We start from the raw sequence: 23,040 nt of genomic DNA, 5'->3' as shown, positions 1-23,040 counted from the left end.
GGGCCCCTCCACATGCCCTGGAGAACCGGCCCTATCCAGCCCGTCCGGCGTTTGAGGACCGGCCCCATCCAGCCCCGCCGGCGATTGAGGCGCGGGGCCCGGGGCAGAGCCCCGCAAGCAACCCGCACACCCCCGCCCCGCGATCGATGACCGGCCCATTCAGCCCGTCCGGCGACCGAGGACCGGCCCTATTCAGCCCGTCCGGCGATTGAGGACCGGGGCCCGGGGCAGAGCCCCGCAGGCAACCCGCACCCGCAAGGAACCCCCGCCCCCCACCCCGCCCACACAAAAGCGCCGGGCCCAGGACTTTCGTCCCGGGCCCGGCCCTCAGCCTGCCGACGGCTACGCGCAGTCTGCGCGCGCCCCCGTCAGTTGTCGTCCTCGTCGATCAGAAAGCCCCGCATCGGCGACGGCGCCTGCTGCATCGGCTGCGGCGCCTGCGGCCGCACCGGCGCCATCGGCTGCGTCATCGCCGGGGACATCTGCTGCTGACCGCCGTACGACGGCGCTCCGCCCATCGACTGGTTGCCGCCCATGGACTGGCCCATGGACTGCCCCATGGACTGTCCCATGGAGGGGGCGCCGCCCATCGTGTGACCCATCGCACCCGCACCGGCCGGCGCCATCGAGCCGCTCATCGAGGGGCTCGGCGGCAGCGAGGCGGTCGCGGGGGTCCGCGGCGGCGCGAGGGAGTCGTCCGCCTGGGTCTCCAGCTGACGCAGCTGGCTCTCCAGGTACGACTTCAGTCGCGTGCGGTACTCGCGCTCGAAGCCACGCAGGTCCTCGACCTTGCGCTCCAGCGTCGCGCGCGCGGACTCCAGCGAGCCCATCGCCACGCGGTGCTTTTCCTGAGCGTCCCGCTCCAGCGCGTCCGCCTTGGCGCGCGCGTCGCGCTCCAGGCCCTCGGCGCGCGAACGCGCCTCTCCGACGATCTTGTTGGCCTCGGAGCGGGCCTCCGCGATCGCCTGGTCGGCGGTCTGCTGCGCCAGCGAGAGGACACGGGCGGCGCTGTCGCCGCCGGGGCCCTGGCCCGGCTGCGGCATCTGCGGACCGTGACCGCCCATGGGGCCGCCCATCGGACCGCCCATGGGGCCGCCCTGCATCGGGCCGGGACCCATCTGCTGACCCGGACCCTGCGGGCCGCCGTGGCTGGGACCGGCGGGCAGCTGCGGAGCACCGCCGGGCAGCTGGGGCGGACCCATCTGCGGGGGCTGCTGCTGGACCGGCGGACCGGATATGGCGGCGGGTACCGGTGCGCCGGGACCACGGCCGTCCTGCGGCTCCGGCGGCTTGCGCATGCCCTGCTGCTGCTGGTTCTGCGCGGCCGCACGGGTCGCCGCGGCCAGCTTGGCGCGCAGGTCCTCGTTCTCGCGGAGCAGGCGGGTCAGTTCAGACTCGACCTCGTCGAGGAAGGCATCGACCTCGTCCTCGTCATAGCCTTCTCGGAGGCGGACCGTCGTGAACTGCTTGTTCCGCACGTCCTCGGGGGTCAGCGGCATCTCTTCTTCACCTCTACGTAGTCGTCGGCAGTCGGCAAGACCGTATCGTTCACATCCGGCTCGCAAAGCTGTTCACGATGGAGATCAGGATGTAGACGATGATCATCAGAACGAAGAAGGACAGGTCGAGTGCCACGCCCCCGAGACGCAGCGGCGGAATGAACCGCCGCAGGAGCTTGAGCGGTGGATCGGTGACAGTGTAGGTGGCCTCCAGAACGACCACCATCGCCTTGCCGGGTTGCCATGAACGGGCGAACTGGAAGACGTAGTCCATGACCAGCCGGAAGATCAGCACGATGAGGAAGCACATCAGCGCGATGTAGACCACCTGTAGTGCGACGCCCATCCCGCGCTTCCCTCTCCCCTGTGCTCTCGTATCCGGCCTCGCGGCCGGGTCGTTCCCGGTGTCGTGCTCTCAGCTCTGGTTGAAGAATCCGCCCTCTGCGATACGGGCCTTGTCCTCCGCCGTGACATCGACGTTAGCAGGCGACAACAGGAACACCTTCTGCGTCACTCGCTCAATGCTGCCATGGAGCCCGAAGACGAGTCCGGCGGCAAAGTCGACAAGTCGCTTCGCATCCGTGTCGTCCATCTCCGTGAGGTTCATGATCACCGGGGTGCCCTCGCGGAAGTGTTCCCCGATGGTACGGGCCTCGTTGTAGGTCCGCGGGTGCAGCGTGGTGATGCGGTACGGCTCCCGCTCGGACACGACCTTGGGCATGATCACCGGTGCGTTCTTCTCCAGGCTCGGACGTTCAGGTGTGATGGATGCCACGGGGGCGATTCGTGCCGGACGTCCACTTTCAACAGGAAGCGGAGCGGATCGGGGCACCGGCTCACGCTGCGCGGGCGGCTGCACCGCGCGCACCGGCTCCTCCCGCTCCACCTGGTGCGGGGGCTGGTGCCGCCGGTGGTCCCGCTCGGGCTCCGGCTCGGGTTCGAAGTCGTCGTCGGGATCGAAACCCCGGCCGTCGTACCCATCGTCCTCCACGAGGCCGAGGTAGACCGCCATCTTGCGCATCGCGCCGGCCATTCTCTGAGTCCTCCGCTCTGTGGTGGATCGGCATTCGTCACCAAGTGCCCGCGATCCACTGGGTCCGCCCGCTTTCGACGGGAATGACCATATTTTCTGCTGTGGTCCGACTTGCTTCGCGACGTTACCCGAGCCGGGGTCGGTCTCCGAGTACCGCAGTGCCGACGCGTACATGTGTCGCTCCGGCCGCCACGGCCTCCTCGAGGTCCGCACTCATCCCTGCTGACACCATGTTCGCAGCAGGATGCCCGACGCGCAGGCTGGATGAGAATTCCATCAGCCGCTCGAACGCCGCCTGTTGCCGCCCCGCGTACGGCCCGGCCAGCGGCGCGACGGTCATCAGCCCGTCGAGCCGCAGCCCCGGCGCGCCGGCCACCGCGGCGGCCAACTCCCCGATCCCGTCCGGCGCGACGCCTCCGCGCTCGCCGCGCTCGCCCGACTCGGCGTCGAACGCCACCTGGATCAGACAGCCGAGCTCGCGCTCCGCCTTCGCCGCGGCCGCGGACAGCGACGAAACGAGCTTGAGGCGGTCGACGGACTGCACGATGTCCGCATAACTCGCCACAGAACGGACCTTATTGGTCTGAAGCTGCCCGACGAAGTGCCACCTGAGGTCGAGATCCGAGCAGGCGGCGGCCTTCGGCGCCGCGTCCTGGTCCTTGTTCTCGGCGACATGGCGCACGCCGAGCTCGTTCAGCAGCCGCACATCGCTCGCGGGGTAGGTCTTGGTGACCACGATCAGGGTCACCTCCTCCCGCTTGCGCCCGGCAGCCGCGCACGCGGAGGAGATACGTTCCTCCACGGCCGCCAGGTTCGACGCGAGCTCGTCTCTGCGCTCGCCCGGTGCGGTCGGGTCCGTCGTCTCGGTCATCTCGGTCTACGAGCCTTCCAGCCAGACATATCCGGCGAGCCGCCCCGTGGTGCGGTCGCGGCGGTACGAGTAGTGGTCCCGCGATTCCAGTGTGCACACCGTCGAGCGCTCGCGGTCCCGCACGCCCAGCGCTTCGAGCTGGGCGTGGACCCCTGCGGTGACGTCGACGGCCGGGGTGCCCCAGCTGGTCTCGGACCAGGCCGCCGGCTCCGCCGCGGCCACCTCGGCGCGCATCTGCTCGGGAACTTCGTAGCACCGCCCGCAGACGGCGGGACCGGTGCGGGCGATCATGCGGCCGGGCTCCGCGCCCAGCGCCCTCATCGCCTCGACCACCGCGGGCACCACGCCCGCGATCATTCCGGGGCGGCCCGCGTGCGCGGCGCCCACGACCGAGGCCACCGGGTCGACGAGCAGCACCGGGGTGCAGTCCGCGGTCAGCACCGCGAGGGCGAGCCCCCGTCGCGCGGTGACCACGGCGTCCACCGGGGGAATCGGGCCCTCGCCCCACGGCGCGTCCACCACGGCGACGTCCTTGCCGTGGACCTGGTTCATCCAGACGACTGCGCCCGGGTCGAGCCCGAGCTCCTTCGCGGCGACGGCCCGGTTGGCCAGCACGGCCGAGGGGTCGTCGCCGACCGCTCCGCCGAGGTTGAGCTCCTCGTACGGAACGGCGCTCACCCCGCCCCACCGGTCGGTGAAGGCGAAGTGGGCGCCGCTCGCGTGTATCGCGTCGTGCCGCACGGTCACTTCAAGAAGTCCGGGACGTCCAGCTCTTCGGCCTGGCTGTCCTGGTACGGGCGGGCCGGCGGAACGCCCGGCGAGCCGAGGTCGTTCGCGACCGGCGCGGGCTCGGCCGGAGCGGCCGGGGGCTCGTCGCGCGTGGGCACGGCGCCGAGGCCGCCGGACTGGCGCGAGTCGGTGGAGCGCGCCGGAGCGGCCTGCGGCTCCTCGCGCTTGCTGGAGGTGGAGCTGATCACGTTCTCCCGGCGGGCCGGCGGCTGGCCGCCGTCGAAGCCGGCCGCGATGACCGTGACCCGGACCTCGTCGCCGAGCGCGTCGTCGATGACCGCGCCGAAGATGATGTTGGCCTCGGGGTGGGCGGCCTCGCTCACCAGCTGCGCGGCCTCGTTGATCTCGAAGAGACCGAGGTCCGAGCCGCCGGAGATGGAGAGCAGCACGCCGCGAGCGCCGTCGATCGACGCCTCGAGGAGCGGGGAGGAGATGGCCATCTCCGCCGCCGCGACGGCGCGGTCGTCGCCGCGCGCCGAGCCGATGCCCATGAGCGCCGAGCCGGCCTCGGACATCACGGACTTGACGTCGGCGAAGTCGAGGTTGATCAGGCCGGGCGTGGTGATGAGGTCGGTGATGCCCTGGACGCCGGACAGCAGCACCTGGTCCGCGGACTTGAACGCGTCCAGGACGCTGACCTGGCGGTCCGAGATGGACAGCAGGCGGTCGTTGGGGATGACGATGAGGGTGTCGACCTCTTCGCGGAGCTCGGCGATGCCGTCCTCCGCCTGGTTCGCGCGGCGGCGGCCCTCGAAGGTGAACGGCCGGGTGACCACGCCGATGGTCAGCGCGCCGAGCGAGCGTGCGATGTTGGCGACGACGGGTGCGCCGCCGGTGCCGGTGCCGCCGCCTTCGCCGGCGGTGACGAAGACCATGTCGGCCCCCTTGAGGACCTCCTCGATCTCCTCGCGGTGGTCTTCTGCCGCCTTGCGGCCGACTGCGGGGTTGGCTCCGGCCCCCAGGCCGCGGGTGAGTTCACGACCGACGTCGAGCTTGACGTCGGCGTCGCTCATCAACAGGGCTTGCGCATCAGTGTTGATCGCGATGAACTCGACGCCCTTGAGACCGACCTCGATCATTCGGTTGATGGCATTGACACCACCGCCGCCGACACCGATGACCTTGATGACTGCGAGGTAGTTCTGCGGTGCTGCCACGTCGAAGGCCTCTCGCCTCGAGTTACGTGTCGTCGCTGCGCGGTTGTCGCGTCGCGACGACGGATGCCGATGGGACGGTCCGAAACGCCGACCCAAACCCTAACGTTGAAGTTTAGGGTTACCAGTGTGTCTGTTTCTTGGACTCTCCGAACAGGACACTAAGTCGACAAGTGGCGCACGTTCAACGAACACGCCGAACCTCCCGTTTTTCTTTTCACCCTATGTGATCACCCATAGCGATGACCAACCAGGGTGCTGGCCAGGGCGTTTGTGCGTCAACTCCCCGCCGCGGCAGGGGCAGTGGGCGCACTCACGTCGAAGTGCCGGGCCTTGGGCGCCGCCTTCATCAATGCGGTGAGCGCCCGCGCCTTCGCCTCGCCCTCCTCGCCGCTGCCCCAGACCACCGTGCGCCCGCGGGTCAACCCCAAAGAGATGTAGTCGTATGAGCGCACTGTCACAACTCTCGTGTCCGCCGCGACTTTCGCGGGGAGTTCGCCTCTGACCCTCACCGCCTCTTCGAGCAGTCGCTCCGCCCCGAAACGGCGCAGACTCGGCGACCGCGCGGCCGACATCTTCAGCAGCGGGACGCCCTCGGGGGCCTTGTCCACCGTGGCGAACCGGACTCCCTCGTCGTCCACTTCGACGAACTTAGCGCCCTTTGCGATGAGCAGGACCGGCTTCCGTTCGATCACGTTCAGTCCGATTCCCCGCGGCCATGACCGTACGACCTCCACGGAGTCGATACGCGGCAGCTTCTGTACGAGTCTGGCCTCAATGGCGTCGGTATCGACGGAAATCAGCGGCGATCCGATCGGGACCGCCGCCACCTCCTTCACCTCGTCCGCGGTCAGGACCTCGGTCCCCGAGGTCTCGACATGGTCGACGCGCAGCCATTCGGAGCCGTAGAACAACCAGACTCCGCCCCCGAGGAGCAGGATCGAGACCACCGCGGTCAGCAGCGCGCGGCGGCCGGGGAGGCGCAGCCGAAGGCGGCCGGGCGGGCCGCCGCCCCGGCGGGGGCGGCGGGCCGGGCCGCCCGATCGGGGACGCGGCTTGCGTGCACCGCGTTCGGCGGTGGTCGGTCCGGCCACGCTCCCTGCCCTTCTGCTACGCCTGTCGGCGTGCGGCAATCGCCTCGTACACCATGCCGACGAGCAGGTCGTCGGCGTCCCTGCGGCCGAACTCGGCGGCCGCACGGGACATCTCGTACAGCCGGTGCGGGTCGGCGAGCACCGGAAGAACGTTGCCCTGGACCCACTCGGGGCTCAGCTCGGCGTCGTCGACCAGCAGTCCGCCGCCGGCCTTGACCACCGGCTGGGCGTTGAGCCGCTGTTCGCCGTTGCCGATCGGCAGCGGCACATAGGCGGCGGGCAGGCCCACGGCGGAGAGCTCGGCGACGGTCATCGCGCCCGCGCGGCAGAGCATCATGTCGGCCGCGGCGTACGCAAGATCCATCCTGTCCACGTACGGTACCGGGATATAGGGCGGCATACCGGGCATGTTGTCCACGCGCGGCAGTTCGTTCTTCGGGCCGACCGCGTGCAGGATCTGGATCCCGGAGCGCTGGAGCACCGGCGCGATCTGCTGGACGACCTCGTTGAGGCGGCGGGCGCCCTGCGAGCCGCCGGAGACCAGCAGCGTGGGCAGATTGGGGTCGAGGCCGAAGGCCGCACGCGCCTCGGGGCGCACCCGGGCCCGGTCGAGGGTGGCGATGGTGTGCCGCAGCGGAATGCCGATATAGCGGGAGTTGCGCAGCTTGCTGTCGGGCGTGGCGACGGCCACCCCGGCGGCGTACCGCGAACCGATCTTGTTGGCCAGACCGGGGCGGGCGTTGGCCTCGTGGACCACGATCGGCACGCCGAGCCGCTTGGCGGCCAGATAGCCGGGCAGCGCGACATAGCCGCCGAAGCCGACGACGCAGTCCGCCTTCGTGCGCTCCAGGATCTGCTCCGCGGCCTTGATCGTGCCGCGCAGCCGCCCGGGAACGGTGATCAGCTCCGGCGTCGGCTTGCGCGGCAGCGGAACGGCGGGGATGAGCGCCAGCTCATAGCCCCGCTCCGGCACCAGCCTGGTCTCGAGTCCGCGCTCCGTGCCCAGGGCCGTGATGCCCACGCTCGGGTCCTGCCTGCGCAGGGCGTCCGCGAGGGCGAGCGCGGGCTCGATGTGGCCGGCGGTCCCCCCACCGGCGAGTACGACATGCACCGAAATTCACCGCTCTCCGGACGGACGCTTCTTGACGCGCCGTCTCATCGTCTTCCATCTCACCCCAGGCCTCCGCACGGCCAGGGCCGCTTTCGCGGCGGGATCCTCTCGCGCGAAAGCGATCAGCAGCCCGATAGCGAACATGGTCGGCAGCAGGGCCGATCCTCCGTAGGAGAACAGCGGGAGCGGGACGCCGGCGATCGGCAGCAGGCCGAGCACCGCACCGATGTTGACCACGGCCTGGGCCGTGACCCAGGTCGTCACACCTCCCGCTGCGTACCTCACGAAGGGATCCTCCGTGCGTCCGGCCACGCGGATACCCGCATAGCCTAGAGCCGCGAAGAGGGCGAGCACCGACAGCGTCCCCGCCAGGCCCAGTTCCTCCCCGGCGATGGCGAAGATGAAGTCGGTGTGCGGTTCGGGGAGTTGACCCCATTTTTCCACACTTGCACCAAGACCGGAACCGAACCATCCGCCCGACGCAAGAGCATAGATGCCGTGCACAGCCTGCCAGCACTCGCCTTGCGGCCCCAGCTCGATCGCGCCGACGCAGAAGAGCCGGGACATCCGGTTCTCATTCGTCTTGATCAGCAGCGTCCCGGCGAGCCCGGCGACGGCCAGCACGCCCGCGAAGAGCCGGGTGGGCGCTCCCGCGAGCCAGAGCAGGCCGAAGAGGATCGCGGTCAGGATGATCGCCGTGCCCATGTCGCCGCCGAGCATGATCAGGCCGAGCAGCATGAAGGCGATGGGGACGAGCGGGACCAGCATGTGCTTCCACTGGGCCAGCAGCCGCTTGTCCTGTTTGCGGGCGAGCAGGTCCGCGCCCCACAGGATCAGCGCCAGCTTGCCGAACTCGCTGGGCTGGAGCTGGAAGGGGCCGCCGAGGTAGAGCCAGTTCTGGTTGCCGTTGACCGCGTGCCCTATCCCCGGCACCTGCACGAGGATCATCAGGAAGACGGTCCCCATGAGAAGCGGGTAGGCCAGCGCCCGGTGGAGCTTGACCGGCATCCGGGAGGCGAGCAGCAGCAGACCGGTGCCGATGACCGCGGCGAGGAACTGCTTGCGGAAGAAGTACGACGCGGGCAGCGAGAGCTCCAGCGCCTTGATCATCGACGCTGAGTACACCATCACCAGCCCGAGGGCGGTGATCAGCAGGCTGCTGCCGAGGATCAGGTAGTAGGCGGTCAGAGGGCGGTCCCAGGCCCGCCTGGCCTGCTCGTAGGCCAGCCGTAGGCCGCTGCCGCGCGGAGGGCGGGAGGGGCCGCCTGACGCGCTTTTGGCCTTCCGGCCCGCGGCGGGCCCGCGGGCGCCGGCGGTCCTGCTGCGCAGCGCGAGGCCGGGCAGCCGGGGCAGACCGGACGGGCCGGACGGCCCGGCGGAGGCGGGCAGGCCGGCGAGGGCGGGCGCGGGTCGCCTCGGCGGCAGCTTCGCCCTCACACGCCGGACGGGCTGGAATTCCATGATCGCTGTCCCCTCCAGTCGTGCCTGGCGCGGCCTGCCCGGATCCCGGGTCCCAAGATCCGCGGCACGGTGCGAGGTCGGGGCGGTCAGGCGCGCTCGGCGGCGAGAGCGCGGACCGCGTCCGCGAACGCCTCGCCTCGCTTGTTGTAGTCGGCGAACATGTCCATCGAGGCGCAGGCCGGGGCCAGCAGGACCGTGTCCCCTGGCCGGGCGAGCCGGGCCGCCTCCGCGACCGCCGCCGACATCGCCCCAGTGTCGGTCCGGTCGAGGTCGACGACCGGGACCTCGGGGGCGTGTCGCGCGAGGGCTTCGCGGATCAGGGCGCGGTCCGCGCCGATCAGCACGACGCCGCGCAGCCGCTTCGCCGACTCCGCCACGAGCTCGTCGAAGGCCGCGCCCTTGGCCAGGCCGCCCGCGATCCACACGATCGGCTCGTAGGCGGCCAGGGAAGCCTGTGCCGCGTGGGTGTTGGTGGCCTTGGAGTCGTCGACGTACGCGACCTGGGCCACGTCTGCGACGTGCTCGATGCGGTGCGCGTCCGGGCGGAAGGCGCGCAGCCCGTCGCGCACGGCCGCGGGGGCGACGCCGAAGGCGCGGGCGAGCGCCGCGGCGGCCAGCGCGTTGGCGATGTTGTGCGGGGCGGGCGGATTGACGTCCGCGACCTCGGCGAGCTCCTGGGCGTGCTTGTGCCGGTTGGCCACGAAGGCGCGGTCGACCAGGATCCCGTCGACGACGCCGAGTTGGGAGGGGCCGGGCGCGCCCAGGGTGAAGCCGATCGCCCGGCAGCCCTCCTCGACGTCCGCCTCGCGCACCAGGTCCTCGGTGGCGGGGTCGGCGGCGTTGTAGACGCAGGCGACCGTGTTGCCCTCGTAGATCCGGCCCTTGTCGGCGGCGTACGCCTCCATGGAGCCGTGCCAGTCGAGGTGGTCGGGTGCGAGGTTGAGCACCGCGGCCGAGTGGGCGCGCAGCGAGGGCGCCCAGTGCAGCTGGTAGCTGGAGAGCTCGACGGCGAGCACGTCGTACTTCTCCTCGCCGGTGACCACGTCGACGATCGGCGTGCCGATGTTGCCGATCGCGGCGGTGCGCAGACCGGCGGCCGACAGGATCGAGGCGAGCATCCGCGTCGTCGTGGTCTTGCCGTTGGTGCCGGTGATCGCGAGCCAGGGGGCCGCGTCCGGGCCGCGCAGCCGCCAGGCGACCTCGACGTCGCCGACGACGTCCACGCCCGCCTGAGCGGCCGCCTCGAAGAGCGGGCTGGACGGCTTCCAGCCGGGCGAGGTGACGACGAGGTCGGTCCCCTCGGGCAGGGTGTCGGCGTCGCCGAGGCGGACGGCGACGCCGAGCTCGGCCAAGTGGGCCGCGCGCCCGCGGTGCGCCTCGCTGTCGCCGCCGTCCACGACGGTGACCGAGGCGCCGAGGCCGGCCAGGGCGCGGGCGGCGCTGATGCCGCTCACGCCGAGTCCCGCGACGGTGATCCGCTTGCCCTGCCAGTCCCGGTTGCTCACTTGTCGGCTGCCCATCCTGCGTAGAAGAGCCCCAGACCCACGATGACGCACATGCCCTGAATGATCCAGAAACGGACCACGACAAGGACTTCGGACCACCCCTTGAGCTCGAAGTGGTGCTGGAGCGGCGCCATCTTGAAGACCCGCTTGCCGGTCATCTTGAAGGAGCCGACCTGGATGACCACGGAGAGGGTGATCAGGACGAAGAGGCCGCCGAGGAGGGCGAGCAGCAGCTCCGTGCGGGAGCAGATCGCCAGACCCGCGAGCGCGCCGCCGAGGGCGAGCGAGCCGGTGTCGCCCATGAAGATCTTGGCGGGCGAGGTGTTCCACCACAGGAAGCCGAAGCAGGCGCCCATCAGCGCGGAGGCGACGACCGCGAGGTCGAGTGGATCTCGTACCTCGAAGCAGGCGTCCGGGTTGGTCAGCGTCATCGCGTTGGCGCAGGACTCCTGGAACTGCCACAGCCCGATGAAGGTGTACGCGCCGAAGACCATCACCGACGCGCCGGTGGCCAGGCCGTCCAGACCGTCCGTCAGGTTCACGCCGTTCGACATGGCGAGAATCATGAACAGCGCCCAGACGACGAACAGCACCGGGCCGATCGCCCAGCCGAAGTCCGTGATGAAGGACAGCTTGGTGGAGGCCGGGGTGTTGTTGCGGCTGTCGGCGAACTGCAGCGACAGCACGGCGAAGGCGATGCCGACGATCAGCTGGCCGGCCATCTTGGCCTTGGCCCGCAGACCGAGCGAGCGCTGCTTGACGATCTTGATGTAGTCGTCGAGGAAGCCGACCAGGCCCATGCCCGCCATCAGGAAGAGCACCAGGACGCCCGAGAAGGTCGGGTCCTCGCCGGTGATCACCTTGGCCAGGGCGTAGGCGATGAGCGTGGCCAGGATGAAGGAGATGCCGCCCATGGTGGGCGTGCCCTTCTTGCTGCCGTGGCTGCGCGGGCCGTCGTCGCGGATGAACTGCCCGTATCCCTTGCGGGCCAGCAGCTTGATCAGCAGCGGGGTGCCGACCAGGGTCAGGAAGAGCCCGATGGCTCCCGCGAAGAGGATCTGCCTCATCGGCCGGCGACCTCGCCCTCGGCTGTGTTCTCGAGCAGCGCCTGGGCGACCCGCTCGAGACCCACCGACCTGGAAGCCTTCACCAGCACGACGTCTCCTGGCCGCAGTTCACTGCGCAACAGGTCGACCGCCGCCTGCGCGTCGGACACGTGCACCGACTCCTCACCCCACGAACCCTCGTTATATGCGCCCAGTTGCAACCAGGACGCTTCCCTGCCCCCGACTGCGACGAGCTTGCTGACGTTGAGCCGGACGGCGAGCCGTCCGACCGCGTCGTGCTCGGCGAGCGCTTCGTCGCCGAGCTCGGCCATCTGGCCGAGCACCGCCCACGTACGGCGTCCCTTGCCCATGGCCGCGAGCGCGCGCAGAGCGGCTCGCATGGACTCGGGGTTCGCGTTGTAGGCGTCGTTGACGATCGTCACGCCGTCCGGACGCTCGGTGACCTCCATGCGCCAGCGGGAGAGGGCGCCCGCCTCGGAGAGCGCGAGGGCGATCTCGTCGACGGACATGCCCAGCTCATGGGCGACGGCGGCCGCGGCGAGCGCGTTCGACACGTGGTGCTCACCGTACAGCCGCATGGTCACGTCACTGCACCCGGTGGGTGTGTGAAGGCTGAAGGAGGGCTGTCCGGCGTCCGTGAGCCGGACGTTCTCGGCGCGTACGTCGGCGTCCAGGGCCTCGCCGAACAGCAGGACGCGCGCCTTGGTGCGGGGCGCCATGGCCCGTACGAGGGGGTCGTCCGCGTTGAGGATCGCGGCGCCGTCGTGCGGCAGGGCCTCGACCAACTCGCCCTTGGCCTGGGCGATCTGCGCGCGGCCGCCGAACTCGCCGATGTGGGCGGATCCCACGTTGAGCACGAGGCCGATCCTCGGCGGCGTCAGAGAGGTGAGGTAGCGGATGTGGCCGATGCCGCGGGCGCCCATCTCCAGGACCAGATGCCTGGTCTCCTCGGAGGCGGTGAGGGCGGTGAGCGGCAGGCCGATCTCGTTGTTCAGCGAGCCGGGCGTCCACACCGTCGGGGCGTGGCGCTGGACGACCTGGGCGATCAGGTCCTTGGTGGAGGTCTTGCCGGCCGAGCCGGTGAGCGCGACGACGTCGACGCCGAGCCGGCTGACGACCGCGCGGGCCAGCGCGCCCAGCGCGCTCTGGACGTCGTCCACGACGATCGCGGGGACTTCGAGGGGCCGGGTGGCCAGCACGGCCGCCGCGCCCGCCGCGACGGCGCGCTCGGCGTAGTCGTGGCCGTCGACGTGCTCGCCGGCGAAGGCGGCGAAGAGGCTGCCGGGCTGCACCGCGCGGGAGTCGATGACGACGGGGCCGGTGATCCGTACGGCTGGATCCGGTATGTCGTACGACTGCCCGCCGACGATTTCGGCGATCTCGGCGAGGGAGAGGGCGATCACTTGGTCATCCCTGGGGGTTCTCGTGGAAGCGGGCGCTGATGGCGGCGCGCAGTACCTGGCGGTCGTCGAAGGGACGGACCACCCCGGCGATGTCCTGGCCCTGCTCGTGGCCCTTGCCGGCGACCAGCACGGTGTCGCCGGGCTGGGCGCGGGCGACGGCGGCGGCGATGGCCGCCGCCCGGTCGGCGTCGACCAGGACGTCGCCGCGCTCGTGGATCGGCACCTCGGCGGCGCCGGCGAGCATCGCGGCGAGGATCGCGAGCGGGTCCTCGGAGCGTGGGTTGTCGGAGGTCAGCACGGCGGTGTCGGCCAGCCGCGCGGCGGCGGCGCCCATGGGGCCGCGCTTGGTCTCGTCGCGGTCGCCGCCGCAGCCGAGCACGATGTGCACCTTGCCCTGGGTGACCTTGCGCAGGGAGCGCAGGACGGACTCGACGGCGTCGGTCTTGTGCGCGTAGTCGACGACCGCGAGGTAGGGCTGGCCCGCGTCCACCCGCTCCAGACGGCCCGGGACGCCGGGCACGGCGGCGACGCCGTCGGCCGCGGTCTGCGGGTCGATTCCGGCCACGGCGAGGGTGACGACGGCGGCCAGGGTGTTGGCCACGTTGAAGGGGCCGGGCAGCGGGGCCTCGGCGCGCACCCGCTCGCCGCTGGGGCCGACCGCGGTGAACGTGGAGCCGTGGGAGCCCACTTCGACGTCCTCGGCCCGCCAGTCGGCGTCCGGGTGGCCCTCGGCGGAGAACGTGACGACCGGCACGGTCGCCTCCTTGACCAGCCTGCGGCCGTACTCGTCGTCGAAGTTGAGGACGCCGACCTTGCTGCGCTGCGGGGTGAACAGCTGCGCCTTGGCCTGGAAGTAGTCCTCCATGCCCGAGTGGAACTCCATGTGCTCGGGGCTGAGGTTGTTGAAGACGGCGACGTCGAAGACGCAGCCGTCGACCCGGCCGAGCACGAGGGCGTGGCTGGAGACCTCCATGGCGACCGCCTCGACGCCGCGTTCGCGCATGACCGCGAAGAGCGCCTGGAGGTCGGTGGCCTCGGGGGTGGTGCGCTCGGACTTGATCCGCTCGTCGCCGATGCGCATCTCGACCGTGCCGATCAGGCCGGTCGCGCGCCCGCCGGCGCGCAGTCCGCCCTCGACAAGGTACGCCGTGGTGGTCTTGCCCGAGGTGCCGGTGATGCCGATCTGCAGCAGATCGTCGCCTGGGTGCCCGTAGATCTCGGCGGCGAGCTCCCCCATGCGGCCGCGTGGGCTCTCGGCGAGCAGGACGGGCAGGCCGGTCGCGGCCGCGCGTTCCTGGCCCGCCGCGTCGGTGAGGATCGCGGCCGCCCCGAGGTCCGCGGCCTGGGCCGCGAAGTCGGCGCCGTGGAAGCGGGCGCCGGGCAGGGCGGCGTACACGTCACCGGGGCGTACCGCCCGCGAGTCGTGGGTGATGCCGGTGACCTCGCCGGAGCCCGGGGTCTTCGCGCTCGGGGGCTTCGCGCCCAGCCGGGCGGCCAGCTCCCCGAGGGACGTCGGACGGGGCCGGTCCGGGCGGGGCGCGCCCGGATGCTGCGCGGGGGCGTCCTGCTGGGCGGTTCGGTACTGATCAGCGTGTGACACGGCGGTGAGCGTACCGGGCGCACCCGGCCGGGGGCTAAATGAGGGGGCCCCCTCCGCACGGTCGCCGGGCGTGGACTGCTGCGGGGCGCGGGAGGCAGCGGCGTCGTCGGCCCCGCGGCCGTGCGGCTGGTTCCCGGAATCGGAGGTGATGGTTGTCACTGATGGTTCCTCGGTCGTCACTCGCCGGGTTTGAAGGCGACGGGCAGCCGGGCGGGGGCTTTGCCGGTCGGCGCGATCTGCAGGGTCTTGAGGGCGAACGCCATGACCTTCTGGAAGACCGGACCGCAGATCTGGCCGCCGAAGTAGCTGCCCGAGGTCGGGTTCTGGATGGCGCAGTAGACGGTGATCTCGGGGTCGTCGGAGGGTGCGAAGCCGGCGAAGGAGGCGGTGTAGCCCTGGTAGCGGCCCGTCTCCGGGTCGACGCGGTTGGCGGTGCCGGTCTTGCCCGCGACGCGGTAGCCGGGGATGCGGGCCTTGGTGCCGGTCCCCTCCTCGTCGCCGACGACCGACTCCAGCATCGTGGCCACGGTCTTCGCGGTCTGCTCGCCGACCACCCGGGTCTTCTTGGGGGCGGGGGCCGGGGTGAAGCGCCCGTCGGCGCCGCGGTGTCCGCGGACCAGGGTGGGCTCGATGCGCACGCCGCCGTTGGCGATGGTCGAGTAGACCGAGGCCGCCTGCATGGCGTTGAGCGAGAGGCCCTGTCCGAAGGGGATCGTGTACTGCTGCGAGGTCGACCAGTCCTGCGGCTTGGCGAGGATGCCCGACGTCTCTCCCGGGTAGTCCAGCCCGCTCGGGCTGCCCATGCCGAACTTGCGCAGATAGGAGTGGAGCACCTTGTTGGCCTCGGGCTGGCTCTTGCCCAGCTGGCCGGTGGCCAGGATGGTGCCGATGTTGCTGGACTTGGCGAGCACGCCGTTGAGCGTGAGGTACCAGGTCGGGTGGTCGATGTCGTCCTTGAAGAGCCGGTCGCCGCGGTGCAGCCGGTTGGGGACGACGACATGGGTGCCGGGCACGGCCTTCTTCTCCTCCAGCACGGCGGCCATGGACATCACCTTGGCGGTGGAGCCCGGCTCGTACGCGTCCTGGAGCGCCGCGTTGCCCATGGCGGCCGAGTCGGCCTGGGAGAGGTCGTTGGGGTCGAAGCCCGGCGCGTTGGCCATGGCGAGGACCTCGCCGGTGCGGGTGCTCTGCACTATCACGTAGCCGCGGTCCGCCTTGGAGGTCTCCACCTGCTCGGCGATGGCCTGCTGGGCGGCCCACTGGATGTCGCGGTCGATGGTCAGCTCGATGTCGGAGCCGGGGACCGCGGGGACCTCGCGGGAGCCCGCGGTGGGCACGCGCCGGCCGCCCGACTGGGCGAAGGTGATCTCGCCGTCCTTGCCGGCGAGCTCCTTGTCGAGCATGGACTCCACGCCGCCGCCTCCGCGGCCCTCGGCGTTGACGTAGCCCAGTATCCCGGCGGCGAGGTCGCCGTTGGGGTAGACGCGTTTGCTGCTCGGCTCCTGGAAGACGCCGCCGAGCACGTTCGCGCCCGGGCCCCCCTTGCGCTCGTCCTCGCGCGCCTTCTCGGCGAAGACGCTCTTGAGGTCCTTGATCTGGTTCCACACCTGGGGGGTCTGGCGGCGGGCCAGGACGGTGTAGCGGGACTTGGTCCTCAGCTTCTCGGCGATCTCGGCGGCGTCCTTGCCGAGGATCGGGGCGAGCAGCGCGGCCGCCTCGCGCGGGGCGTCGGCGACCTTGCTCTCCTCGGGCGTGAACATCTGCGGGTCGGCGGTGATGTCGTGCGCGTCGACGCTGGTGGCGAGCGCGATGCCGGCCCGGTCGGTGATCTCGCCGCGCTCGGCGGCGAGGGTGTGGCTGAGGTAGCGATTCTTCTCCGCCTTGGCGGCGTACGCGCTGGCGTCGACCGCCTGCACCTGGAGGAGGCGTACGACGAAGACCAGCATCACCAGGGTCAGACCGAGGCTGACCAGCCGAAGCCGGGGGCGGGGGCTGCCGAGCCGGATCGAGGCCGGGCGCGGCCGGCGGGCCGCGGGGCGGGCCGGCGGACGCGCGGAGGGCCGCCGGGCGGGCTGCCCCGGCACCCGGCGGCGCGGTGGTTCCTTCGGGGGCACTGCGTCACCTGCCGGGGATCGTCGGGATCGGCTTCGCGGGCGGGAGCGAGGGCTGGGAGCCGCTCGCGGGGGCTGAGGCGTCTGCGGGGGCTGCCGCCGCCGGTCCTGCCGGGGCCTGGCCCGCCTGCGCCGAGACGGCGGGAGAGGGGGCGGGCGGGGCGGCGGGGGCGGCCTGGGGCGAGGGGGAGGCGGGGGCCGAGGGGGACGGCGGGCTCACGGCGGAGGCCGAGACCGGCAGCGAGGGCGACGCCGAGGCCGCCGCAGGGTCCTGGGCGTCCATGGGCGACGGATCGGCGGCGGGCGGCGCGGACGCCTGCCCGGGCACGCCGCGCACCTTCCCGTCGGCGTCGAGGAAGGCGGGGCTGCCGCCGGGCACCATCCCCAGCTCGCGGGCCCGGCGCGCGAGCGCGCCCGGCGCCGAGTAGCTGTCCACGTCCCGCTGGAGCGCCTGCTGCTCGTCGGTGAGCTCGGTGGTCTGCCGTTTGAGCTCGCTCAGCTTGAACGAGCCCTGGTTGAGCGAGGAGTTCAGCAGCAGGAGCATGATCAGCCCGCCGCCGAGGAGGAGGACGACCAGCAGGACGAACGGCGTCCGAGCCGCGGCGCCCGGCCCGGTGGGCAGCAGCCGCGCCAGCCGCGCGGCCCGTCCCTTCAACTGCTTGGCCGCTGTGCTCACCGGATCTCCCCGCTCGCGTCGCTCACCGATTGTCCTCCCGGATGCGCTGCGCTCCCCGAAGCCGCGCGGGCGCCGCCCGGCGGTTCTCGGCGACTTCCTCCTCCGTGGGCAGCTCCGCGCCGCGCGTCAGCAGCTTCAACCGGGGCTGGTACTCCTCGGGCACCACCGGCAGGCCTGGCGGCGCCGTGTTGGCCGCGCCGGCCGCGAAGACCTGCTTGACCAGCCGGTCCTCCAGGGAGTGGTACGACAGGACGGCGATCCGCCCGCCGACCGCGAGCGCCTTGACCGCGGCCGGGATCGCCCGCTCCAGCACGGTCAGCTCGCCGTTCACCTCGATCCGCAGCGCCTGGAAGGTGCGCTTGGCCGGGTTGCCTCCGGTGCGCTTGGCGGCCTGCGGGAGCGCGTCGCGGATCAGCTCGACCAGCCGGGCGCTGTTGGCGAAGGGCTCCTTCTCCCTCTCGCGCACGACCGCGGAGACGATCCGCTTGGCCTGCTTCTCCTCGCCGTACATGCGCAGGATCCGCACCAGCTCGCCGGGCGGGTAGGTGTTGAGGACCTCGGCGGCGCTGACGCCGGTCGTCTGGTCCATGCGCATGTCGAGCGGGGCGTCCTGGGCGTAGGCGAACCCGCGCTCGGCCTCGTCCAGTTGCATCGAGGAGACGCCGAGGTCGAACAGCACGCCCTGGACGCGTGGAACGCCCAGGCGGTCCAGCACCTCGGGCAGTTCGTCGTAGACGGCGTGCACCAGGTCGGCCCGGTCGCCGAAGGGGGCGAGCCGCTCGGCCGACAGCCGCAGCGCCTCGGTGTCCCGGTCCAGCGCCACCAGCCTGGCCTCGGGGAAGCGGGCGAGCAGCGCCTCGCTGTGCCCGCCGAGGCCGAGGGTGCAGTCGACCACCACCGCGCCCGGCTCCTGGAGCGCCGGGGCCAACAGGTCCAGGCACCGCTGGAGCATCACCGGGACGTGTCGGGTCTCGCTCATGCGCCCTCTCAGGTCCCGCGCGGACGTATGCGCCGCCGAGTCCCCGCCCGCTCGGAGAAGGGGAGGTGGTCCGCCGGCGCCTCGAAGGGGCGTCGGCCGACCGCGAGCGGGAGGAGGCCGAGCCGCACGTACGCCGCACACGCGGGGGGAAGTTTGGAAATGTGCAGGATGTGTCCGTGAACTGCGCGTCACTTTAGTCCACGGGCCCCGCCGGTCAATCAACCGGCAGGCGCGTCGCGCTGGGTGTGACGGGATGGGCCGTCGGGCACGGGATCTCACTCGTACGGAGGCGGTGACTGCACACCTGTGGGTTACCTCACAACAAGCCTCATTGACGTTCTTTGTCCCCTCTCACAGCGGACTGGCGGCCCCCGTGCGCACTACCGTCGTCCCCATGTCGACTTCCGCGCACCCCTCCCCCGACGCCGTGCGCTCCGGCGAGACGGTCACGGACCGTCTCGTCGAGGCGAACCGGCGCTACGCCGCCGACTTCCAGGACCCCGGCATGGACGCCCGCCCCGTGCTCCGCGTCGCCGTGGTGGCCTGCATGGACGCCCGGCTCGACCTGCACGACGCGCTCGGGCTGGAGCTGGGCGACTGCCACACGATCCGCAACGCCGGCGGCGTGGTCACGGACGACGTGATCCGCTCCCTCACGATCAGCCAGCGGGCGCTCGGCACCCGCAGCGTCATGCTGGTCCACCACACCACCTGCGGTCTGGAGAGCCTGACCGAGGACTTCCGGCACGAGCTGGAGGACGAGGTGGGGCAGCGTCCGTCGTGGGCGGTGGAGGCGTTCCGGGACGTGGACCAGGATGTACGGCAGTCGATGCAGCGGGTGCGCACCTCGCCGTTCCTCGTGCACACCGACGATGTGCGCGGCTTCGTCTTCGACGTCAAGCAGGGTCTGCTGCGGGAGATCGACCCCGCCGAGTGAGCGCGCGGAGGGTGTGCGATCTTAATGCCGCCGGATGCGTTTGGTGTCGCTGAGTGAGCTCGGTCCTGTCGCGTGAGCGGCTTTACACCTGAGAAAATAAGGCAAAGCCCCCATATCCCACCCACTTATCCACAGGCGAGTGACACAACGCGGTAACGGCAACAAGAATGCGGGTGTGACGCCCTCCGGAACCATCCGGAGACGGTGTCCGTGTTTTGGGGTGGGCCGGGGCCGTTCGAAGAGCCACCGGCCCGTGAACGGGCCGAGGAGGGCCGGGTGACGACCTATGACGATCGAGCGAGCCTCACAGATCTGACGACGACGGCGGAGCGTGTCCGCAGGTCGATCGAGGGTGTGATCGAGGGCAAGCCTGAGGTCGTACGGCTTTCGCTGACCGTGCTGCTCGCCGAGGGGCATCTGCTCATCGAAGATGTGCCGGGCGTGGGCAAGACGATGCTGGCCAAGGCGCTGGCGCGTTCCATCGACTGTTCGGTGCGGCGTATCCAGTTCACGCCGGACCTGCTGCCGTCCGACATCACCGGTGTGTCGATCTTCGACCAGCAGCGCCGCGACTTCGAGTTCAAGCCGGGCGCGATCTTCGCGCAGATCGTGATCGGCGACGAGATCAACCGCGCCTCGCCGAAGACGCAGTCCGCGCTGCTGGAGTCGATGGAGGAGCGCCAGGTCACCATCGACGGCAACACCTACGAACTGCCCAGCCCCTTCATGGTGGTGGCCACCCAGAACCCGGTGGAGATGGAGGGCACCTACCCGCTGCCGGAGGCGCAGCGCGACCGCTTCATGGCGCGGGTGTCGATCGGCTACCCCAGCGCGGACGCCGAGCTGCAGATGCTGGACGTGCACGGCGGGATCTCGCCGCTCGACGACCTCCAGCCGGTGGCGCACGCCCATGACGTCGTCAAGCTCATCGAGGCGGTCCGCTCGGTCCACGTCGCCGAGTCCGTGCGGCGCTACGCGGTCGAGCTGGTGGGCGCGACCCGCAGCCACCCGGACCTCAGGCTCGGCGCCTCGCCGCGCGCCACGCTGCACCTGCTGCGTGCCGCGAAGGCCTCCGCCGCGCTCTCCGGCCGTGACTACGCCCTGCCGGACGACGTCCAGGCGCTGGCGGTCCAGGTCCTCGCGCACCGGCTGCTGCCCACCGCGCAGGCCCAGTTGAACCGTCGTACGTCCGAGCAGGTCGTGCTGGAGATCCTGCAGCGCACGCCCGTGCCCACGACCGGCAGCACCGACGGCGGCTATGTCCAGGGCGGACCGGCCCAGCCGCCGCTGTACGGCCAGCAGCCCGGCGCCCGGCGGCTGTGATGTCCGCCGGGACCCCCGCCGTCTCGGAGGGCGCGTCCGCCGCTTCCCAGGGCAGGTCCGCGGCAGCTGAGGGCCAGGACCACGACGGCGAGCGGGACACGAGCGGAGTGCGGGCGGCCCTGGGCGGGCTGACCACGCGCGGCCGCTCGTTCCTGGCGGCCGGCGTGGCGGCGGCGGTGTGCGCGTACGTCCTGGGGCAGGGCGACCTGCTCCGGGTCGGGCTGCTGCTCGCCGTGCTGCCGCTGGTCTGCGTGGCCGTGCTCTACCGCACCCGCTACCGCGTCGCCGGCAGCCGCCGGCTCTCGCCCTCGCGGGTGCCCTCGGGCTCCGAGGCGCGCGTCCATCTGCGGATGGACAACGTCTCGCGGCTGCCCACCGGACTGCTGATGCTCCAGGACCACGTGCCGTACGTGCTCGGTCCGCGCCCCCGTTTCGTACTGGACCGGGTGGAGGCGGGCGGCCGGCGCGAGGTCTCGTACCGCGTCCGCTCCGACCTGCGCGGCCGCTATCCGCTCGGGCCGCTCCAGCTGAGGCTGAGCGACCCCTTCGGCATGTGCGAGCTGACCCGCTCCTTCAGCGCCTTCGACCTGCTCACCGTCATTCCGCGGACCGAGCCGCTGCCGCCGGTGCGGCTGGCGGGCGAGGCCGCGGGGTACGGCGACGGGCGGCACCGCTCGCTGGCGCTGGCAGGCGACGACGACGTGATCCCTCGTACCTACCGCTACGGCGACGATCTGCGCCGGGTGCACTGGCGCTCGACCGCGCGCTACGGCGAGCTGATGGTGCGCCGCGAGGAGCAACCGCAGCGGGCCAGGTGCACGGTCCTGCTGGACACCCGCGGCCTCGCCTACCAGGGCGCGGGCCCCGACTCCGCCTTCGAGTGGGCGGTCTCGGGCGCGGCGTCGGCCCTGGTGCACATGCTGGAGCGGGGCTTCGCGGTCCGGCTGCTGACGGACACCGGGAGCTCGGTGCCCAGCGAGGGCGGCGACGGCTTCGCTGGGTCGAGCCAGGAGTCCGCGGAGGCCGCGGGGCTGATGATGGACACGCTCGCGGTCGTCGACCACTCCGACGGCGCGGGGCTCTCGCGCGCGTACGACGTGCTGCGCGGCGGGAACGAAGGACTTCTGGTCGCCTTCTTCGGCGATCTGGACGAGGAGCAGGCGTCGTTGGCGGCCAGGATGCGCCAGCGCAGCGGCGCGGCGGTGGCCTTCGTCCTGGACAGCGGGACGTGGGCGACGAGCGGCGCGGTGGCCGGGGCGGTCGACGAGAGGCTGCGGCAGCTGCGGGAGGCGGGCTGGACCGCGCTGGCCGTGCAGCCGGGGGCGTCGCTCCCGGACCTGTGGCAGCAGGCGGGCCGCCAGCGGCTGGACTCCTCCGGGCTGTCGGGGCCCTCGACGGCTCCTGAGGCCCCGCGGGCCGGCGGCGCCGCGGCTGCGTCCGGGCGGCTGGGACGGTCGGGCGCCGCGTCGGCGTCCGCGTTCTCCATGCCCTCGGGCCCCTCGCCGAAGTCGGCGTTCTCCAAGCCCTCGGGCGACTCCGCGGCACACCGGACGCCCGGGTCCGAGCCCGCCGCGCCGGACGCCGCACCGCGGTCCCCGTTCGCGCCCGGGGCCTCGCCCAGGCCGACGCGGCGGCCCGCGCCCTCCGACGGCGACACGAACGGTTTCTCTGGGGGTTGGTCATGAGCGGTCGCGGAAGGCTCGCGCTGTGCGCCTTCGCCGCCACCCTGATGGCGGCGGGCGCACTGCTGCCGCTGGTCGATCCGGCCACCTGGATGCTGCAGGCCGCGTTCCTGCTGGCGCTCCAGAGCGGGGCGGGGGCGCTGGCCAGACGGGCGCCGCTGGCGCGGCCGCTGACGGTGGCGGTCCAGGCGCTCACGACGCTGCTTCTGCTCACCGTGGTCTTCGCCCGGGAGCAGGCCCTCCTCGGCATCGTCCCCGGGCCCGAGGCAGTCCAGCACTTCAGCGATCTGCTCAGCGCGGGCGGCGACGACGTCGGGCGGTACGCGATCCCGGCGCCGGCGACCGAGGGCATCCGGCTGATGGTGGTCGGCGGCGTGCTGATCATCGGCCTCGCGGTCGACGCGCTCGCGGTGACGTACCGCGCGGCGGCCCCGGCCGGGCTGCCGCTGCTGGCGCTGTACTCCGTGGCCGCCGGGCTGTCCGGCGGCGGCGCGAGCTGGCTCTGGTTCCTGCTGGCGGCCTCCGGGTATCTGGTGCTCCTGCTGTCGGAGGGCCGGGACCGGCTCTCCCAGTGGGGACGCGTCTTCGGCGGGGCCCCGCCCGGGCAGAGCCGCACCGCGGGCGGACTCGACGCCGCGGGCGGCAGGGCGCTCGCCCCGGCCCGGTCCGGCCGGCGGATCGGCGCGCTCGCGCAGGGCGTCGCCCTCGTGGTCCAGCGCGGGAAGGGCCGCCGGGACCATAATGG

General features: G+C 71.9%; 19 protein-coding genes and 1 pseudogene. 4 read left to right on the top strand and 16 right to left on the bottom strand.

Annotation, left to right across the window (positions count from 1 at the left end):
* Positions 1-368 precede the first annotated feature (368 nt).
* From AB0M39_RS23135 to rsmH, 16 genes are all read right to left on the bottom strand, one after another.
* Positions 369-1,499 (bottom strand): DivIVA domain-containing protein, encoded by a 1,131-nt coding sequence (locus AB0M39_RS23135; RefSeq protein ID WP_365367284.1) that lies wholly within the window; start codon positions 1,497-1,499, stop codon positions 369-371.
* 49 nt (positions 1,500-1,548) lie between these two features.
* Positions 1,549-1,845 carry a YggT family protein gene (locus AB0M39_RS23130; RefSeq protein WP_266543353.1) on the bottom strand — a complete coding sequence of 99 codons (297 nt, stop codon included), beginning with the start codon at positions 1,843-1,845 and terminating at the stop codon, positions 1,549-1,551.
* 69 nt (positions 1,846-1,914) lie between these two features.
* Positions 1,915-2,532 carry a cell division protein SepF gene (gene sepF / locus AB0M39_RS23125; protein ID WP_365367282.1) on the bottom strand — a complete coding sequence of 206 codons (618 nt, stop codon included), beginning with the start codon at positions 2,530-2,532 and terminating at the stop codon, positions 1,915-1,917.
* 124 nt (positions 2,533-2,656) lie between these two features.
* Positions 2,657-3,403, bottom strand: a complete 747-nt coding sequence (locus AB0M39_RS23120) for a YggS family pyridoxal phosphate-dependent enzyme (protein WP_365367280.1) — start codon at positions 3,401-3,403, stop codon at positions 2,657-2,659.
* Positions 3,404-3,409: 6 nt separating this feature from the next.
* A complete protein-coding gene (gene pgeF, locus AB0M39_RS23115; RefSeq protein WP_365367278.1) occupies positions 3,410-4,150 on the bottom strand; it encodes a peptidoglycan editing factor PgeF in 741 nt (246 codons plus the stop codon).
* The gene (gene ftsZ / locus AB0M39_RS23110; RefSeq protein WP_365367276.1) at positions 4,147-5,349 is read right to left on the bottom strand and encodes a cell division protein FtsZ; all 1,203 of its coding nucleotides are present in this window, start codon (positions 5,347-5,349) and stop codon (positions 4,147-4,149) included. Before ftsZ ends, pgeF begins: the two co-directional genes overlap by 4 nt.
* Before the next feature lie 275 nt (positions 5,350-5,624).
* Positions 5,625-6,440 carry an FtsQ-type POTRA domain-containing protein gene (locus tag AB0M39_RS23105; RefSeq protein ID WP_365367274.1) on the bottom strand — a complete coding sequence of 272 codons (816 nt, stop codon included), beginning with the start codon at positions 6,438-6,440 and terminating at the stop codon, positions 5,625-5,627.
* 16 nt (positions 6,441-6,456) lie between these two features.
* Positions 6,457-7,551 (bottom strand): undecaprenyldiphospho-muramoylpentapeptide beta-N-acetylglucosaminyltransferase, encoded by a 1,095-nt coding sequence (gene murG / locus AB0M39_RS23100; protein ID WP_365367272.1) that lies wholly within the window; start codon positions 7,549-7,551, stop codon positions 6,457-6,459.
* Positions 7,552-7,557: 6 nt separating this feature from the next.
* Positions 7,558-9,012: a putative lipid II flippase FtsW gene (gene ftsW / locus AB0M39_RS23095; RefSeq protein ID WP_365367270.1), complete on the bottom strand. Its 1,455-nt coding sequence runs from the start codon at positions 9,010-9,012 to the stop codon at positions 7,558-7,560.
* 86 nt (positions 9,013-9,098) lie between these two features.
* Complete coding sequence (murD, locus tag AB0M39_RS23090; protein WP_365367268.1) at positions 9,099-10,532, bottom strand: UDP-N-acetylmuramoyl-L-alanine--D-glutamate ligase; 1,434 nt, start codon at positions 10,530-10,532, stop codon at positions 9,099-9,101.
* Positions 10,514-11,584 carry a phospho-N-acetylmuramoyl-pentapeptide-transferase gene (gene mraY / locus AB0M39_RS23085; protein ID WP_365367266.1) on the bottom strand — a complete coding sequence of 357 codons (1,071 nt, stop codon included), beginning with the start codon at positions 11,582-11,584 and terminating at the stop codon, positions 10,514-10,516. Before mraY ends, murD begins: the two co-directional genes overlap by 19 nt.
* The gene (gene murF, locus AB0M39_RS23080) at positions 11,581-12,987 is read right to left on the bottom strand and encodes a UDP-N-acetylmuramoyl-tripeptide--D-alanyl-D-alanine ligase (protein ID WP_365367264.1); all 1,407 of its coding nucleotides are present in this window, start codon (positions 12,985-12,987) and stop codon (positions 11,581-11,583) included. The genes mraY and murF overlap by 4 nt, the downstream gene beginning before the upstream one ends.
* A 4-nt stretch (positions 12,988-12,991) precedes the next feature.
* Positions 12,992-14,587 (bottom strand): UDP-N-acetylmuramoyl-L-alanyl-D-glutamate--2,6-diaminopimelate ligase, encoded by a 1,596-nt coding sequence (locus AB0M39_RS23075; protein WP_365367262.1) that lies wholly within the window; start codon positions 14,585-14,587, stop codon positions 12,992-12,994.
* Between the two features lie 176 nt (positions 14,588-14,763).
* Positions 14,764-16,701: a penicillin-binding protein 2 gene (locus tag AB0M39_RS23070; protein ID WP_365367260.1), complete on the bottom strand. Its 1,938-nt coding sequence runs from the start codon at positions 16,699-16,701 to the stop codon at positions 14,764-14,766.
* Between the two features lie 4 nt (positions 16,702-16,705).
* A complete protein-coding gene (locus AB0M39_RS23065; RefSeq protein WP_365367256.1) occupies positions 16,706-17,374 on the bottom strand; it encodes a septum formation initiator family protein in 669 nt (222 codons plus the stop codon).
* A gap of 22 nt (positions 17,375-17,396) precedes the next feature.
* A complete protein-coding gene (gene rsmH, locus AB0M39_RS23060) occupies positions 17,397-18,353 on the bottom strand; it encodes a 16S rRNA (cytosine(1402)-N(4))-methyltransferase RsmH (RefSeq protein ID WP_365367254.1) in 957 nt (318 codons plus the stop codon).
* 394 nt (positions 18,354-18,747) lie between these two features.
* On the opposite strand from rsmH, the gene AB0M39_RS23055 reads away from it, so the two are divergent.
* The 4 genes and pseudogenes from AB0M39_RS23055 to AB0M39_RS23040 form a co-directional block, all read left to right on the top strand.
* Positions 18,748-19,290: a carbonic anhydrase gene (locus AB0M39_RS23055; RefSeq protein WP_365367251.1), complete on the top strand. Its 543-nt coding sequence runs from the start codon at positions 18,748-18,750 to the stop codon at positions 19,288-19,290.
* 276 nt (positions 19,291-19,566) lie between these two features.
* Positions 19,567-20,613 (top strand): MoxR family ATPase, encoded by a 1,047-nt coding sequence (locus AB0M39_RS23050; RefSeq protein ID WP_365367249.1) that lies wholly within the window; start codon positions 19,567-19,569, stop codon positions 20,611-20,613.
* A pseudogene (locus AB0M39_RS23045) lies at positions 20,613-21,986 on the top strand (DUF58 domain-containing protein); the annotation flags it as partial. The gene AB0M39_RS23050 and the pseudogene AB0M39_RS23045, both read left to right, overlap by 1 nt.
* A 308-nt stretch (positions 21,987-22,294) precedes the next feature.
* Positions 22,295-23,040, top strand: a 746-nt coding sequence (locus AB0M39_RS23040; protein ID WP_365367247.1) for a transglutaminaseTgpA domain-containing protein, incomplete at its 3' end; no start/stop codon positions are given.

Source organism: Streptomyces sp. NPDC051907, assembly GCF_040681075.1.
Taxonomy (GTDB): Bacteria; Actinomycetota; Actinomycetes; order Streptomycetales; family Streptomycetaceae; genus Streptomyces.
The sequence above is the reverse complement of the archived record's forward strand: the minus strand, read 5'-3'. Positions and strand labels throughout refer to the sequence as shown.

Bases quoted from the DNA above. Each gene is read 5' to 3' on its own strand.
- AB0M39_RS23135 (WP_365367284.1), bottom strand. From the start codon at position 1,499: ATGCCGCTGACCCCCGAGGACGTGCGGAACAAGCAGTTCACGACGGTC.
- AB0M39_RS23130 (WP_266543353.1), bottom strand. From the start codon at position 1,845: ATGGGCGTCGCACTACAGGTGGTCTACATCGCGCTGATGTGCTTCCTC.
- sepF (WP_365367282.1), bottom strand. From the start codon at position 2,532: ATGGCCGGCGCGATGCGCAAGATGGCGGTCTACCTCGGCCTCGTGGAG.
- AB0M39_RS23120 (WP_365367280.1), bottom strand. From the start codon at position 3,403: ATGACCGAGACGACGGACCCGACCGCACCGGGCGAGCGCAGAGACGAG.
- ftsW (WP_365367270.1), bottom strand. From the start codon at position 9,012: ATGGAATTCCAGCCCGTCCGGCGTGTGAGGGCGAAGCTGCCGCCGAGG.
- murD (WP_365367268.1), bottom strand. From the start codon at position 10,532: ATGGGCAGCCGACAAGTGAGCAACCGGGACTGGCAGGGCAAGCGGATC.
- mraY (WP_365367266.1), bottom strand. From the start codon at position 11,584: ATGAGGCAGATCCTCTTCGCGGGAGCCATCGGGCTCTTCCTGACCCTG.
- rsmH (WP_365367254.1), bottom strand. From the start codon at position 18,353: ATGAGCGAGACCCGACACGTCCCGGTGATGCTCCAGCGGTGCCTGGAC.
- AB0M39_RS23055 (WP_365367251.1), top strand. From the start codon at position 18,748: ATGTCGACTTCCGCGCACCCCTCCCCCGACGCCGTGCGCTCCGGCGAG.